Annotated in this window: 13 protein-coding genes, 2 tRNA genes and 2 pseudogenes; 8 read left to right on the top strand and 9 right to left on the bottom strand. The window is 34.7% G+C overall.

What is annotated here, in order from left to right; translation table 11 throughout:
• Window positions 1-39 precede the first annotated feature (39 nt).
• Both ACQH3L_RS00720 and ACQH3L_RS00715 read left to right on the top strand, forming a co-directional pair.
• Window positions 40-819: pseudogene (locus ACQH3L_RS00720) on the top strand (EndoU domain-containing protein).
• 97 nt (window positions 820-916) lie between these two features.
• Window positions 917-1267, top strand: coding sequence for a diacylglycerol kinase (locus ACQH3L_RS00715; protein ID WP_007549043.1), 351 nt, complete (start codon window positions 917-919; stop codon window positions 1265-1267).
• Between the two features lie 11 nt (window positions 1268-1278).
• Here ACQH3L_RS00715 and ACQH3L_RS00710 read toward each other — a convergent pair whose 3' ends face one another.
• The 3 genes from ACQH3L_RS00710 to ACQH3L_RS00700 form a co-directional block, all read right to left on the bottom strand.
• Window positions 1279-2223 (bottom strand): RluA family pseudouridine synthase, encoded by a 945-nt coding sequence (locus tag ACQH3L_RS00710; protein WP_038227940.1) that lies wholly within the window; start codon window positions 2221-2223, stop codon window positions 1279-1281.
• Window positions 2214-3911 carry a hypothetical protein gene (locus tag ACQH3L_RS00705; RefSeq protein WP_010082004.1) on the bottom strand — a complete coding sequence of 566 codons (1698 nt, stop codon included), beginning with the start codon at window positions 3909-3911 and terminating at the stop codon, window positions 2214-2216. Before ACQH3L_RS00705 ends, ACQH3L_RS00710 begins: the two co-directional genes overlap by 10 nt.
• A gap of 61 nt (window positions 3912-3972) precedes the next feature.
• Complete coding sequence (locus ACQH3L_RS00700; protein WP_425384843.1) at window positions 3973-6135, bottom strand: ComEC/Rec2 family competence protein; 2163 nt, start codon at window positions 6133-6135, stop codon at window positions 3973-3975.
• A gap of 62 nt (window positions 6136-6197) precedes the next feature.
• Here ACQH3L_RS00700 and ACQH3L_RS00695 point away from each other — a divergent pair.
• Window positions 6198-6274 (top strand) — tRNA-Met (locus tag ACQH3L_RS00695).
• Window positions 6275-6277: 3 nt separating this feature from the next.
• On the opposite strand, the gene pdxH is transcribed toward ACQH3L_RS00695, so the two are convergent.
• Window positions 6278-6871: a pyridoxamine 5'-phosphate oxidase gene (pdxH, locus tag ACQH3L_RS00690; RefSeq protein ID WP_022626142.1), complete on the bottom strand. Its 594-nt coding sequence runs from the start codon at window positions 6869-6871 to the stop codon at window positions 6278-6280.
• Between the two features lie 16 nt (window positions 6872-6887).
• The gene (gene mutM / locus ACQH3L_RS00685; protein ID WP_010963068.1) at window positions 6888-7703 is read right to left on the bottom strand and encodes a bifunctional DNA-formamidopyrimidine glycosylase/DNA-(apurinic or apyrimidinic site) lyase; all 816 of its coding nucleotides are present in this window, start codon (window positions 7701-7703) and stop codon (window positions 6888-6890) included.
• Between the two features lie 247 nt (window positions 7704-7950).
• Here mutM and ACQH3L_RS00680 point away from each other — a divergent pair.
• A tRNA-Thr gene (locus ACQH3L_RS00680) sits at window positions 7951-8023 on the top strand.
• A gap of 53 nt (window positions 8024-8076) precedes the next feature.
• Here the strand turns inward: ACQH3L_RS00680 and ACQH3L_RS00675 are convergent.
• From ACQH3L_RS00675 to ACQH3L_RS00665, 3 genes are all read right to left on the bottom strand, one after another.
• Window positions 8077-9603, bottom strand: coding sequence for an acyl-CoA carboxylase subunit beta (locus ACQH3L_RS00675; protein WP_015589410.1), 1527 nt, complete (start codon window positions 9601-9603; stop codon window positions 8077-8079).
• Between the two features lie 107 nt (window positions 9604-9710).
• Entirely contained in the window at window positions 9711-10013 is a 303-nt protein-coding gene (locus ACQH3L_RS00670) for a hypothetical protein (RefSeq protein ID WP_425384842.1), read from the bottom strand.
• 164 nt (window positions 10014-10177) lie between these two features.
• Window positions 10178-10393 carry a hypothetical protein gene (locus ACQH3L_RS00665; protein ID WP_233641024.1) on the bottom strand — a complete coding sequence of 72 codons (216 nt, stop codon included), beginning with the start codon at window positions 10391-10393 and terminating at the stop codon, window positions 10178-10180.
• A gap of 321 nt (window positions 10394-10714) precedes the next feature.
• Between ACQH3L_RS00665 and ACQH3L_RS00660 the strand changes: the two are divergent.
• Window positions 10715-11857: pseudogene (locus tag ACQH3L_RS00660) on the top strand (transposase).
• Between the two features lie 9 nt (window positions 11858-11866).
• Here ACQH3L_RS00660 and ACQH3L_RS00655 read toward each other — a convergent pair.
• Window positions 11867-12076: a hypothetical protein gene (locus ACQH3L_RS00655; protein WP_010081834.1), complete on the bottom strand. Its 210-nt coding sequence runs from the start codon at window positions 12074-12076 to the stop codon at window positions 11867-11869.
• A gap of 131 nt (window positions 12077-12207) precedes the next feature.
• On the opposite strand from ACQH3L_RS00655, the gene der reads away from it, so the two are divergent.
• From der to ACQH3L_RS00640, 3 genes are read left to right on the top strand one after another with little or no spacing between them, the layout of a single operon-like run.
• A complete protein-coding gene (der, locus tag ACQH3L_RS00650; RefSeq protein ID WP_010963041.1) occupies window positions 12208-13533 on the top strand; it encodes a ribosome biogenesis GTPase Der in 1326 nt (441 codons plus the stop codon).
• A complete protein-coding gene (locus ACQH3L_RS00645; protein WP_010963042.1) occupies window positions 13530-14051 on the top strand; it encodes a disulfide bond formation protein B in 522 nt (173 codons plus the stop codon). Before der ends, ACQH3L_RS00645 begins: the two co-directional genes overlap by 4 nt.
• Window positions 14026-14568 (top strand): demethoxyubiquinone hydroxylase family protein, encoded by a 543-nt coding sequence (locus tag ACQH3L_RS00640; protein WP_006279362.1) that lies wholly within the window; start codon window positions 14026-14028, stop codon window positions 14566-14568. The genes ACQH3L_RS00645 and ACQH3L_RS00640 overlap by 26 nt, the downstream gene beginning before the upstream one ends.
• Window positions 14569-15104: the final 536 nt, after the last annotated feature.

The raw sequence follows: 15104 nt of genomic DNA, 5'->3' as shown, positions 1-15104 counted from the left end.
AATTATTTCTTATAGGCTAGCTTTTTTGTGAACGTGATTATGTCAAAGACAGTTAAACTAATTTTGTGTTTAATAATACCAATAATAGGATTTATTTTTTATATTAAGGATCATTATTTTCACACCGGCTATGTAGAAGAAAATGTTGAAGTCAATTTTGAACCATTTTTCAGTTCACAACCAGCCACCGTTTCAGAATTAACTGACTTCGATAGAGGAGTGTTGAAAGTTTGTGGAGATTGGGGAGCACATCCAGATAAAGAAGATTTCAAAATTTTACTTAGTTGTCCGCAGCATCAAGAAGTAGTGAAAGGAATATATAAGTGATTACGCCAGATGCGGATTTGGAGTTACTTAAAGATGAACTGGCTAACATTTGGTTTACAAATAGTGGAAGTGAAAAAGAAACTATAGGGTTTGGACATATTTTTTGTGGTGAGCCAAACGATAAATTAGGTGGTATGCATTTTGTAGGTAGATATGTTGAAGCTCAAGAGGATAAATGGGCAGTTGGAATCCTGTGCAATGAATCAGATATTAAGCCGCCGGTTTATACATTTGGAATGAAATATTTGGGTAAGGATGGGGAAGTGAAAGTTAAATGCCCAAATGGATACGCATATAACCTTCATGCCGATAATTTCTGCAACTAAGGCGTTTAAGGAATTAGGAAAAGATGGAATGTGTCTATATGAAATGGAAGATGACAATTATCAATCAGTGTTTGTAAGAAAGAATGATGCTATACTCACGTTCTATCCTGACTTAACACCAAAATGTGATGATAAGAGTACTTATTGTAGTTGCGGTAAATCTTAATTTCAAAACCAATAGGGTGAACAAATGATAAAAATGCTATAGGGTGTAGCAAATCTAAATGAGTTAAAATTTTGATTAAAGGGTTTTGTGAATAATAATGAAGAAGGGCATTATTCGTCTAATAAAAGCAATTCAATACTCTTGTGAAGGAATAAAATCAGCTTTTATATCAGAAATTGCGTTCAGACAGGAGTTACTGCTTTTTATAGTATGTGTCTCAATTTTGTTTGTTTTGGATGTAAGTAATCTAGAACGTGCAGTAATGATAAGCAGCCTATTCCTGGTGTTAATTGTGGAAATTGTTAACACTGCTTTTGAAACGACAATTGAGCGTATTTCCAGTGAACAACACATACTTTCAAAAAAGGTGAAAGATCTAGGTAGTGCAGCAGTTTTTCTTTCATTAATTAACTTCCTGATAACATGGATGATAATATTGATAGGTTAATACGAATGTTATTAAGATATGTTGTCAAACTCACCAATTAAAGTTTTTATATCTTGCGGTAAATCAGAGACAAATTCCATGTATTCCTTACTTTTTGGGTGGTATAAGCCCAGTGTATAAGCATGTAGTGCTTGTCTATTGAAATTACGAATGAAACTAGAGTTTTTAGCATATTTTGTGCTTTTACTACTATTTTTTCCATAAACTTGATCACCAACTATGGAATGTCCTATGTGGCTCATGTGGACTCGAATTTGGTGTGTTCTGCCTGTCTCTAAAGTGCATTTAACGAGGCTTACTTGTCCTATAACTTTTTGCACTAAATAGTGAGTGATTGCTAATTTGCCTGTGATTTTTGTTACACACATCATTTCTTTATTACCGCGTTTGGGAGCAATGTTAGTTTTTATCGTGCCTTGCTGAGAAGATAATGTTCCCCAAACTACTGCTAAGTATTCCCGCTTTATTTTGCGATTCGATAACAATTCAGACAAAAAACTATGGGCTGCTTCATTTTTTGCAATTACCATTAGCCCACTAGTATCTTTATCGAGTCTATGAACAATTCCTGGTCTTACATTAAGGTGAGCGATAACTGCGTTCAAAAGCGTATCATTGTTTGTCCCAGCACCTGGGTGCACTGTTAATCCACTTTGTTTACTCAGAACTATAATGTCCTCATCTTCATAGACGATATTAAGTTTTATGTCATAATTAGGCTCAATTGATGTGGATATGTCAGGTTGAACGAGATGCACCACATACTCTTCATCTGGTTTTACTATGTAGTCATTATTAATTATCGGTGTGCCAAGTAATTTCACCTGCTCATTTTGTATCAATCTTTGCGCTTTGCTGCGTGATATGTTGCATTTTTCAGCTATATAGGTGTCTAACCTTAATTTCTCTTTATCATTATTAACACTTAAGGTTATTATTGAGTAATCTATAGTGATTTACCCCGCGCCATTTCCCATGCTGCTTGAACATTTGGGTCTGTAAACATTGTTGCACTAGACTCAATTTGCAGATCACCTTGTTTTTTAATATGGCAAATTGTTTGAGAGCCATCTTTCCAGTAGATTGTAACTTTATTATCAAAATCTCGTAATGTTGCCTCAACCTTTTTTTCTTTATTATCTTTTTCTTCCAGCTTAATAGATTCTAATAAATAATATAAGAATTCACTTGGTTTGCCGTTGATTTTTTCTTTCCATTCATCTGTTTTTTCTTGTTCAGATTTTTTTTGCTCTAACTTTTCCTTCTTTTGCTGCAGCTTATTTTGTTCTGCTTCCAGCTCTAACTTTCTAACTGTGTCACGTAGTTCTTTGACTTTATTTTCTAATACTAATAATTTATTAGTATTATTTCCATTGTTAGCTTCTAAATCAGGCGTACTTGGTTGAGCTTGCTTCTTTTTTATTTCTTCTAATTCATTCCTTACTACGTTTAATTGCTCCTTCAATTCCGTTTTTTCCTCTTCTGTATCCTCTTTTAACTTTTTTAGCATGCTAAGGAACTCGTTATTATTAGACTGCGTAGTTGATTGAAGCCAGCCTACAAAGCGGCTTGGTTCAAATCGTTCAATTTTATCTTCAGCAATTTTAATAGCATTCTCTAACCTAGAAAAAGTACCTTCAATATCTAGTGAATGTGCTTTTTTTGTCAATTCTTTAGTGTTGTTTAAAACTTCTGAAATTTCTGCATGTAGCCAATCTAAATCTTTTTTGATGTCTTCTCTGATTTTTTTTAGGTGATCAAGCGTTTCTTTAATGTTAATATTTGCAGGCTTTAAAAGACTATTATCAAGTAAATCGCAAGCTTTTTTAAGGTTACTGTCAAATGAGTTGCAAAGCGGACTAAGTAGTTTTTTCATTAGAGATATTAGTTCATTTTCCCTTTTACCAAGCTTATTTTCTACTACTGATACAACCATGCCCTTTCCAGACCAGTATGGAAATAGAAGACCTAAAGAACTGTGTTTTCTAATAGTATGATTTTCATGATCCACGCTATTACTTATTAGATTGCTAAGTGTTGATATGATGCATAAAAGAATAGCGACTAATAAAGCTATTAATATTATTGGAGCATTAATGGATTGTGATATTGCTGAAACTACTATAATAGTACCAAATACATATGATCCAGTAAACAAGAGAATCCTATTTCTATTTTCTGCTTCTATATCTTCTAGTATTTCTCTCTGCGTCTTAGAAATTGGTAAAACTATTGAAAGCTTTTCCCCCTTTTTATCTAAATTTGTTACAATTTCAATTTTTTTAGCTTCTTGAGCAATCTGGCTGTACTGTTCATCAACTTGATAGTTTCCTATTTTTTTATCTATTTCATTCTCTTTTATTTTTTGTGTATTTATAAAGTTTATAACAGCAGTAAATAAGAGAACTATAAGAGGAATAAAGGCAAGAGGTGCTGGCGTGAACGCAAACCCAGCAATACTTACTGTAACAGGCTGAATAGAAAAGGCAGTAAATGCTATAAGAGTAGCAATGGTACTTGCTATCGATATAGTACCAGAATACTTTCTTATAGAGCTCAAAATTCTACTGGGCTGGTCAGAAAGTTTTCTAAATCCTAAAAAATCAAAATAGTCTTTGAAAGGATCTTGAGTGTCTGTAACCATAACATTTTTCTAGTTTAAACTTATTTAGGTATACGTTAACCAAACCTTAAAATCAAGTTTCTTAATTTTTCAACATGTGCCAAGGCCTATTGGAGCGCACTGTATTAATCTTTACGTAACGATTTGTTAACCAAACAGAATGTGTGCCATACGTTTCTAGATCAGCATGTTTAATAATTTTAGCGTTGCAAGCTGAATAGTCGAATTCACTTAATTGAATTGTTAAATCAACTTTATCACAATTTTCTGAAATATCTTCTTTTTTATAAGCTAGCAGCACTAATTTATTATTTCCTTTATTATATATGCAGCCATAATCGTTACACTTTAGCCTTTTATCTGAGTTATTGTATTTTTTATGATTCAAAATTTGGTTCTGCCCATTTTGCTTCGCCCATGTTTTGACAACAAAGTTCCTATTTTTTCTGGTGAGAGAATATAGTAAGTTATCACTCTCCTTTGCAGCAACATTATCAGCATTTATCAAGATATCAGGAGTTCTATACATAGCACTAGAGAAAATACCCAGCACAATAAAGAAAATTCCGAAGAAACGCCAATTTCTTTCCCACAAGCACAGCCACAATAACCCAAATGTTATTATAATAATTGATGAGGCAGGAAAAGTACGAATGGGAATAACCAAATACTGAAGACTAGCGATTGCATTTGTTATATACAAAATGCTGTCAATTGGGCGCTCTATAAATGGCGCTATAATCCATTCAACACCCAAAGGAATCAACAAAACATAGATTATTCCAAGTGGAATAATAATTAATGTAACTATTGGTATAGCAACTAAATTTGTGATAATGCCACTAATTGAAAAATAATTAAAATTATATATCGTATACGGAACAGTTGCTAAACTTGCTATTACTGAGCTTATCATTATCGACACAAAATATTTCATTATTTTTATTTTGAACAACTTATTAGCATTAATTTGATAACTGGCAACCAGTGCCAAAACAGCAGAAAATGACATCTGAAAGCCAGGCTTTAAAATTGCTTCTGGTTCTACTGAGAGTATCACTGAAGCAGCAAACGCAATTGCTATTAACCCTCGATATTTTCTCTCTATCATTATTGCAACGAGTACTAAAATCACCATAATGTAGGCACGCTGAGCAGAAATTTGCATACCGGTAATCAATAAATAAAACGTGGTTGGCAAGATAGTAAGGAATGCAGATATTTTCTTGGTGTTATACTTAAGAGTCAAAGTTTCAGATATTGCGAATAAATTAGGAAACACTACAAAAAACAGACCAGCAACAAATGATAAATGCAAACCAGATATGGCAAACAAATGTGCTATACCTGAATCTCGTATCGCGTCCATAGTTTTTTGATCTATGCCATCTTTTTTACCGATCAGTAATGCAGAGATTATATACGCATGTGGTTTTTTGATATTTTGCTGCAGGTTTTCATAAATGTATTGACGGAAAGATTCTATATACTCTAGAAATTGCCTTGCTTCAGCCTTTTTGTGTAGGGCTATTTTGCTTGTTGCAAAACCTGTTGCACTTATTTTCTGGTAATATGCTATTCTTGCAAAATCGTATGCATACTCCGAAGGCGCAATCTTTAGAGGGAAGAGTTTTGCTGATAATTTTACTTGATCGCCTATTTTAATGCCTTTTTCCACTTTGGTTCTAACTGATATTCTGATGTTATCTAGAGCTCTATCCGGTGTCATTCCAGCGCGTGACGCTGGAATCCATATCTTTTTTTTCTGGATCCCAGTATCAAGTACTGGGATGACAAAAGGGGGCGCTGGGATGACAGGAGAGGATTTTGAGATAGTAGGGGATTTTTCAACAGAAAGCAGAAATTGTTTATATGAGCCCCTGTCGTTAATATCCTTCACTGTAGCAACGATATTTTTTACATACCTCTCTTTATCAAGAATTTGAGTATCAACTAAAGCTGTTCTTAATTTACTGGCTGTAAATCCTATGAGCACTGCAATTAAAGCAATGCATAATATTGCGTACTTTCTGTATAATATTGCAATCAAAATTAGTGTGGGTAAAAGCAAAAGAAAAATAGATATGCAGCTTGGTTCAAAACTTAGGGAAAAATATGTTAAAATTCCTGCACACTGAAGAACAGGAAACCACAGTATCAAGTTATATTGTTCATTGCGCAGATTGTTACGTATATAACTAACTATTATGTCAAGAAAAGTTAATAAGTGTGTCGATATTTGCATGTGGTGAAATTTTATTTTTCTTTTTTCATTATTTGTATATATAATAACTAAATAAGCAACGACGCGGGATGGAGCAGCTCGGTAGCTCGTCAGGCTCATAACCTGAAGGTCGTAGGTTCAAATCCTACTCCCGCAACCATTTTTAAGGATATAGTTGTTCCACTTTCCAATCGCTTCCCTCAACAAGAGTGTATCTAAATCTAATATGCTTCCTATATTCACCTTCTTGCCAAAATTCAATTACTTTTGGGATTACGCAAAATCCCACCCAAAAATCAGGACGAGAAACTTGTGTATTGTGAAATTCTTTTTCCTTCAATTTTATAGCTTGCTCAAAATCTTGCCAATCTTTCAGAATGCTCGATTGTTTTGAGCACCATGCGCTAATTTGACTACCCAGCGCTCGAGAAGAGAAGTATTTGTCAGTTCTTTCATCGTTTAGAAGTTTAACCTCTCCTTCAATTCGCACTTGCCTAGCAAATTCTATCCAATGAAACACTAACGCAGCTTTGGGGTTCTCAGTCAATTCTTTCCCTTTTTTACTGTTTACGTTAGTGAAAAACACAAAACCTTCTTTGCTATATTCCTTTAGTAATACCACTCTTGCAGATGGAATACAGTCTTTGCTACAAGTTGCTAGCGTCATTGCAGTTGGTTGTTCACACGGAGAATTAAGTACTGCTTTGTACCACTTTGAAAACAAATCAAATGGATCTTTTTCAAGTGAAAATATCATATCAAAAAATAAAATCTTAATTCTGGCACGCGTTGCAAAAATAAGTGCTACGGCCATTTTGTCGTATAAGTGTTATGATATTATTGCAAATCTTGCAAGGTTTTTGAACTTTACCATATACGTAAAAGTTATTTTGAAAGTATCCAGCAGATCCAGATGGCTGTGCATAATCTTTCAGTGTTGAACCACCTGCAGCAATTGCATCACTCAGAGTATTTTTTATTTCAGCAGCAAGTTTTTCGCACTCTCTATAGGTCAAGTTTTTTGCTGACCTGAGTGGTGATATACGGGCTCTAAACAAGCTCTCAGAAGCATATATGTTGCCTACGCCAACTATTGATTTATTGTCCATTAACGCTGATTTGATATTCACTTTTTTGTTTTTCAGCAACTCCTGTAAATAGTCTCCACTGAATTCATCCGTGAGGGGCTCTATTCCAAAATCGCTAAAAAAATCCGTTTCTTGTTCTTTATTTAAAACGATAACTAATCCAAATCTTCTTGGGTCATTAAAAATTATTGAAGTATTGTCAGAAAATAAAAATACCACGTGATCATGCTTATTCCGCATTTGATCGTGGTCAGCATATATAAGCTTTCCGCTCATGCCAAGATGTATGATTACAGCCACACTACCATCTGTATTCCAGATGGTATACTTACCTCTACGCTTGATGTTGCGTATGACTTTGCCCTTTAGCATATCATCAATATTTTTTGTTATTGGGGCACGTAAATTCCAATTATTCACTATAACATTACTGATTTGCTTGTTTTTAATTTTATCAAGCAAAAAATTAGAGATTACTTCCACTTCCGGTAGTTCTGGCATGATACCTCCTTCAAAACTTAAGTTTCTGATGGTAATTTTGTCGTTCTCAAATACATTCGAGTATTCTGCGGTGCTTTCTCCTAAAAATTCCTCACCACAAACGAGTTTTGAAAGGGTTCTCTGTCTACTCTGTTGCTGCTTTTTTCTTTTCAAAATATTTTGCTTTAAAGCTTTCGCTAATCTTTTTTTCTCCTCTTCTTTTTCCTTATTCTTTTTTGTGTTATTCATTATCATAATATATAAACTTGCCGTTGTAGCTCAGGTGGTAGAGTACGTCATTGGTAATGACGAGGTCCCAAGTTCGAGTCTTGGTAACGGCACACTGATTATACTTATAATATTGCATAACTTGTAAGCAAGGCTTAGAAGAAAGTTACAGAGGTAAGTTGTCATGCTTTTTCCATATCCTTTCTACCTTCTTGTTTTTGAGTAGCTCTAATGCTTTACAAAAGTGATACCTTGTTTTACTTGGCACTATAATGTCATCAATGTATCCATATGATGCAGCAAAAAATGGGTTAGCAAATTTTTCTTTATATTCTTTAATTAACGTTTGCTGATCTTTTTCGTGTCGAAATATAATCTCAACTGCACTTTCAGGGCCCATCACAGCTATTTCAGCAGTTGGCCAGGCATAATTTATATCACCTTTTAGATGTTTCGAATTCATAACAATGTATGCACCACCATACGCTTTTCTAGTGATAAGGCTAATTTTCGGCACGGTCGCTTCAGCGTAAGCGTAAAGCAGTTTCGCTCCGTGTTGTATTATATTATTGTATTCTTGATTTGTACCCGGCAAAAATCCTGGAACATCAATAAGTGTGATGATCGGAATGTTAAATGCGTCACAAAACCTTACAAACCTCGCAGCTTTTCTTGAAGAATCAATATCCAAACATCCTGCAAGGTGCATAGGTTGATTTGCAACAATACCGACAGTATTTCCTCCAATTCTACCAAAACCAGTTATGATATTACGAGCAAAATCAGGTTTCAGTTCAAAGAAATTCCTTTCATCACAAACTTTTTCAATGAGTTCATACATATCATAAGGAGTATTAGGATTGGTAGGAATTAGAGTGTTTAAGGATTCATCAATGTCGTCAACATCATTACAGATTGGTGCAGATTTTGGTGATTCTTGATTATTTGCTGGTAAGAAAGTAAAGAATTCACGCATTTTTAGCAGCATTTCAACATCATTATTGAATGCAAAATCCGCTACTCCTGTTTTGCTTGTATGAATTTTTGCTCCACCGAGGTCTTCGAAACTTACATCTTCGTAGGTAACCTTTTTTACTACATCTGGCCCGGTTATAAACATATATGAACTGTTTTTCACCATGAAAGTAAAGTCAGTTAATGCTGGGGAATAAACTGCACCTCCTGCACATGGGCCCATAATTAAAGAAATTTGTGGTATAACACCCGATGCATTTACGTTTCTTTGAAAAATTTCTCCATAACCAGCAAGAGAATTTACTCCTTCCTGAATTCTGGCTCCACCAGAATCATTTAGTCCGATAATTGGAACTCTGGCATTAATTGCCATATCCATAATTTTGCATATTTTTTTTGCATGTGACGCACCAAGTGAACCACCAAAGACAGTAAAATCCTGAGAATAAACAAAAACTTTTCTGCCATAAATAGTACCATGACCAATCACTACCCCATCACCTAAAAAATTAGCATTTTGCATGCCAAAATCATTTGCATGATGTTTTACGAATTTATCGTATTCTGCAAAAGAACTTTCATCGAGCAATATACTGAGCCTTTCTCTAGCAGTTAATTTCCCTTTTTCATGTTGTTTGGTAATCCTGTCAGAACCGCCTCCTTTTTCAGCTTCTAGTGCTTTGGTTTTTAGATTTTCTAGTATTTTAAAGTCTTGCATACAATAAAGTAGTTTTCAAATTAGTTGTAGACTTTATTAAGTTTACAAACCCTACTAACTATACACATACACTATTGCTATATGCAACAATGTATGTATGATAATTGTTAATGCTCTGGTGATTCATGGTCACTACTTTGAAAATGTTGCGATGTGTCAACTCTTTTCATATTAGAAAGAGGTGGACTAACTGCACTGCTTTTCGTTTGTGCAAAACTTTTAGCAGCTTCAACAACCTTGCTTATACGAGGTTCTTTTTCTAGCTCTTTTAGGTACTTTGAGAAGATTTCACAACTTTTGTCATCCATATGTACCATTATTTTACCAAAATTTTCAGCTTTTTCAGAAGATAAAATCATTTCGATCTTTTCATCGCCTACCCTAAAGGTCATTTTTACTTTGCCTTGCATATCATGATATTGCCAGCTTTTTATTCAGATTAGATTATCTCCTTCTCCTATTCGCAATGCACCATATTCTAAGTCCTTAAATTCCGGGGAGTTCATAAATTTTGCAGGAGTGATCACACTTTTTTCTGGACACTGTACATAATAAAATTTATTATCTCTTTCTACTACAATTCCTTTTTTTTGTCATTTTCAATACTATCACTTACAATTTGTTTTAGACGTGACAAATATTCGCCGCGTTCTTTCAGTATATCTTCTGGCAATAATCTCCGAACTTCTTGGCTCACATCAGTGCCTGTTGAAACTAGATTAAACATTTCTAACATAAGAGGCCGTAGTTTTTCTTTTCCAGTCTCAGTAACATTTTTATCTTGCTCCATGAGGTGGTATAAGATCAGTATCGAATAATCTATTATTGATGACTTTTTTCTCCTTGGAATACATCAACACTAAACATGACCTTGTGCTTTTTTGCATCGTCTATAGATTTTTGAAGTCTCTTTGCTATGTTTTCGATAGCTTCATCATTAGGTAAGTGTTCAGGCAATGGCGTCAACTTAAGGAAAAATATCAGCGATAGTATATAAAATTTCTCTCCAAATTTTTTATCATTAAATTATCCAAAGAGTGCAAGGGACAGCACTTTTGTTTCTGTTTTATTTCAACAAAGAAGTCTAAAATGTGTCCTTTTTAGGTGAAATATGCAAAAAGGAAAAAACCTTATTCTACAAATTAAAAATATAATATACTCGAAAACTTTTCAGAAAATCCATTGTGTTGAGTTTTACACGAACAAGAAAACTTCCTTTTTCGACAGTATTTTCTATGATTTTAAGTTAGTTAAAAAAAGTTTGGGAATAGAATGTGAACTTATGGAGCCATTGACATGTACCCTCAAAGCAAGCTTTTTCTAAAGCAAGATATAAGATTTGCCATACAGGCTTTCAAGAATTTAAGCATCCAAACAGCCTATCAGGATGAACCTGAGTTGGAGAGGCTATAGACTTATTGCAGCAGATGGTTCTGGTATGAGATTACCCAGCTCTGGGGAAATTGTATCCGAGTTTGAACCAAATGGAACAACAGGCACCATTGGCAATTTGTTTGTTGATTTGTGTACTTCATTGATTTGCAGTGCTCGTCTTGCAGCTTGGAATATAGGTGAACAAACGTTGGCGGCAGAGCAATTACCCGAAGTTATCACTCAAATGCGTTTATTAAATCAAGAGAAATTATTATTTATCTATGATCGTCTTCAGTAAAATTCATTCAGCAGCATTATAATTTGGAAGTAGATTTTATTTTTCGCTTGCAAAAAAGAAATTATAGTAAGCTATGGGAACGCTGGCGAATTAGATTTTGATTTTATATTAGAAAATGAAAAGCTAAAAAATAAAATGAAAGGACAGAAAGTAAGAGTTATAGTGCTGACATTAGCCAACTGAGAAACAGAGTTTTTGACCGAGACTTTGGAGCAAAGCTTATGTGTTAAGGTGGCACATAGAGGAGTGCTATAAACGACTCAAAGTAGGAGCAGAGTTAGAGAATTTTTCTGGAGAGGCTGTATTACAAGAATTTTGGGCAAACTTGGTCATGTGCAATATATTATCGCTTCATATATGTGATGCACAAGGGCCTTGGAACCCATATCAAATTACTGAGTATCGTTTAAATTTTTCAGTTTTATTTGGTGTAATGAGACAGAAACTCTATCAGGTACTTATTGCGCCAAAAAACTTTCAAGCCCTTTTTAAGTATACGCGCTAAAGTTAAAATCCGACCGGGACAGCCGCAATAAAGTAGATAAGCCTAAACGCCATCATGTCTTTAGGAGAGTTTGCTAATGAAAGTTCTTAAGTTGACGCCATTGGCTGTTCCGATTCGTTATATGACATAAGAGCATCATATATTTCATGCAATGTATTTGAGATGTTTTTTTCCATATGTTGATTAATATGCCCATATATTGTCGTCTCTTCCGAATACTCTGTATCTTTATGTATATGATTTTGTTGCTTTAATTCTTCTCTATCTACACTCTCTATTTGCTCTGACACTAGCATAACTGCCCCATATTTTACATAACGAAATAAAAAAATTCTAACTGTAGTATGCTTATATAATCTACGAAGTCAATAGTTAAATTGAAAAGTTTCGGTTATAATTTACTTCATATAGAACATGCCCTTGAATTATGCTAAAAATCGCCATAGTAGGCCTACCAAATGCTGGAAAATCGACCCTATTCAACAGATTAGTAGGAAGAAAAGCAGCAGTAGTGAGTAACATTCCAGGAGTGACAAGGGATAGGCGAGAGGGAATGGGGAGAATTAGCGATTTGGAGTTTAAAGTTATAGATACAGGAGGATGGAACGACCAAACTAATTTTTCACTACAAGTTATTGAACAAATCGAATTTTCTTTATCCAATTCAAACATAATTTTCTTTCTTGTTGATGCAAAAGTGCAAAATGAGCGAAATGAAGAGTTTGCAAAGTGGCTGAAGAGAAAAATAAATAAACCTGTAATACTAGTAGCAAATAAATGCGAGAGTCATAAATCCGAAAATGTTGATTATTTGCAGTTTTTTGATTTTCTTGGCCCGGTGTATATCTCTGCCGAGCATAATCTTGGTATGGTTGATCTTTATGATGCATTAGCTGGTGTTATTGAAAATTTTAACGAGAACACTGAGTTACCTAACAATGAACTGAGTAGGCTGAGGATCGCGATCATCGGCCGTCCGAATGTTGGAAAATCAACTTTTTTAAATGGTTTACTTGCAGAAAACAGACTAATAACAAGTTCAGAGCCAGGTACCACACGTGATTCTGTGGATATTACATATGATCATGATGGAGAGTTAATTACTCTAATTGACACTGCCGGAATCCGCAGAAAGGCGAATGTTGTAGATGGCTTAGAATCAAGATTTGTTGAGAAAAGCATGGAATCAATCAAGCGCTCTCATGTGGTAGTTTTAATGCTAGACTCCCTAGTTGGTATTGAGCAGCAGGATTTATCAATTGGTGAAGCTGCAATTAAGGGAGGGAAAGGGATTATTGTTGTTTTAAATAAGTGGGATTTAATAGGTAAGGATGACAGAAGCAGGTTAATAAAATTTGTCAAACAACAGGAAGTAACCAGGTTATTCTTGGAAGTGCCAACTATAACAATTTCTGCGTTAAAAGGCATGCGCTGCGGTGATGTGATAGATAAGTGTCTTGAAGTGAGTGAATCCTTGAACAAGAAGATCAGCACTGCAAAACTGAATAAGTGGCTCATAGATGCTGTAGGAAAACATTCTCACCCTCTTGTAAAAGGCAAAGCAGTTAAAATGAAGTATATCGCTCAAATTGGTACTAAACCTCCAGCTTTTTCTTTGATATGTAACATACCTGAAAGTGTTGATGAAAGTTACAAACGCTATTTAATTAACGATCTCAGAAAAAATTTCTTTGCAGACGGTGTGCCAGTTAGATTGCTTTTGAAAAAAAATAAAAATCCCTATGTAAAATGAATACTCTGCTTTATACTTTCAGGGATAATTTACTTAAAGTTATGTGTAATAATTCCAGAATTCCTGCAATCTTTCTGCTGTCGAGTGCCGCTGCTCTAATTTTTGCATATGTGCTAGAATATTTTTTCAACATGCTGCCATGCAAGTTATGTACATACGAGCGAATAGTTTACTATATCGCTGGATTACTTGCAGTAGCGTGCATGCTTAAAGACAACAAAATTCTAATCTATGCAATGTTTTGCAGCTACCTCATAGGTGCAGTAATATCTTTTTATCATATAGGTCTTGAACTTCACTTATTTCATGATGTTTTAGGTTGTACAGAGCAAGCAAGTAGTAACGTTAGTATAGAAGAGCTCAGAAATAATCTACTAAATCCTAATTACTCTCCATCTTGTGACAGACCTCATTACGTTCTAGGTGTTTCCTTAGCAACATGGAATCTAATTTATCTCATAGTAGCTCTGTTCGTATCAGGTAAGGTGTATTGTGGAGAAAGAAAGAAATCTAAATAATTTAAGGTACAGCAACAATCAGTTCTTGCAACAGGCAATTAGAGTAGATCACGCTGGAGAATATGGAGCTATTTGCATTTATTCTGGTCAAAAATTTATTCTTAAGAAATCTTCTATAATCAATGAAATAATTGAAATGGAAGAGCAGGAAAAAAAGCATTTTCACTATTTTAATGAGAAAATCAAAGAGCAAAAAGTTCGTCCTACTGTTTTGTTGCCTGTTTGGCGTGTTTTAGGAGTGTCGCTTGGCGTTGCAACTGCCATTATGGGCAAAAAAGCTGCTATGGCTTGCACTGCTGCAGTTGAAGAAGTTATCGGGGAGCACTACAAAGAGCAAGTTTCACATTTAGAAGATGGGGAATTAAGAGAAACTATAAGTAAATTTCGCGACGAGGAGTTAGAGCACAAAGATATTGCAATTCAGCACAATGCTGAAAGCGCATTTGGCTACAACATTTTATCATCATTCATAAAAACAGGCTGCAAAACTGCTATTTACTTGTCTAAGTTAATTTAACTAAGCAGCTTTCTTAAAGTGTTTTAAATGTTCTGATAACAACAGAAACCAGGAAGGAATTCAAGTGTAACAATTATTTTATAACTATATTTACATATCACCATTATTAATAAATAATTAGTATTTGTAAATTAAATACATCTAAAGTATAGACTGCAAAGGAGGCAAAAGTGCGTTTAAATTTAGAAGAGGGAAATGCTCTTATGTAATACCTGCCACAGGTTCACAACTGTACGAACATTCATTTTTGAAGGTAAATTGCACAGCAAATGGTGTCATTCCAGTCTGGAATCCAGAAATTTTGCTTATAACTGAGCTGATAAGCTAAAGGTAATTGTCTTACACTAAAACAAACGTTTTTAATTAAGTTGCATAGAACCAGTGTCTGGGCACTGGGATGACACCCCACTGGTGGTCCAAACTACAACGTTCGTACAGTTGTGGATTCCAGACTGGGATGACACCCTACTGATGGGCCCAAATCACAATGTTCGTACAGTTGTGGGTCAGGCTATAGGATGACAGAAGTTGACTTT

The organism is Wolbachia endosymbiont (group A) of Sturmia bella (assembly GCF_964030905.1).
GTDB lineage: Bacteria > Pseudomonadota > Alphaproteobacteria > Rickettsiales > Anaplasmataceae > Wolbachia > Wolbachia pipientis.
Note: the sequence above shows the minus strand (reverse complement) of the source record. Positions and strands in the feature narration are given on the sequence as shown.

Coding starts and splice junctions, on each gene's coding strand:
- ACQH3L_RS00715 (WP_007549043.1), top strand. CDS start 917: ATGAAGAAGGGCATTATTCGTCTAATAAAAGCAATTCAATACTCTTGT.
- ACQH3L_RS00705 (WP_010082004.1), bottom strand. CDS start 3,911: ATGGTTACAGACACTCAAGATCCTTTCAAAGACTATTTTGATTTTTTA.
- ACQH3L_RS00700 (WP_425384843.1), bottom strand. CDS start 6,135: ATGCAAATATCGACACACTTATTAACTTTTCTTGACATAATAGTTAGT.
- pdxH (WP_022626142.1), bottom strand. CDS start 6,871: ATGATATTTTCACTTGAAAAAGATCCATTTGATTTGTTTTCAAAGTGG.
- mutM (WP_010963068.1), bottom strand. CDS start 7,703: ATGCCAGAACTACCGGAAGTGGAAGTAATCTCTAATTTTTTGCTTGAT.
- ACQH3L_RS00675 (WP_015589410.1), bottom strand. CDS start 9,603: ATGCAAGACTTTAAAATACTAGAAAATCTAAAAACCAAAGCACTAGAA.
- ACQH3L_RS00670 (WP_425384842.1), bottom strand. CDS start 10,013: ATGCAAGGCAAAGTAAAAATGACCTTTAGGGTAGGCGATGAAAAGATC.
- ACQH3L_RS00665 (WP_233641024.1), bottom strand. CDS start 10,393: ATGGAGCAAGATAAAAATGTTACTGAGACTGGAAAAGAAAAACTACGG.
- ACQH3L_RS00655 (WP_010081834.1), bottom strand. CDS start 12,076: ATGCTAGTGTCAGAGCAAATAGAGAGTGTAGATAGAGAAGAATTAAAG.
- der (WP_010963041.1), top strand. CDS start 12,208: ATGCTAAAAATCGCCATAGTAGGCCTACCAAATGCTGGAAAATCGACC.
- ACQH3L_RS00645 (WP_010963042.1), top strand. CDS start 13,530: ATGAATACTCTGCTTTATACTTTCAGGGATAATTTACTTAAAGTTATG.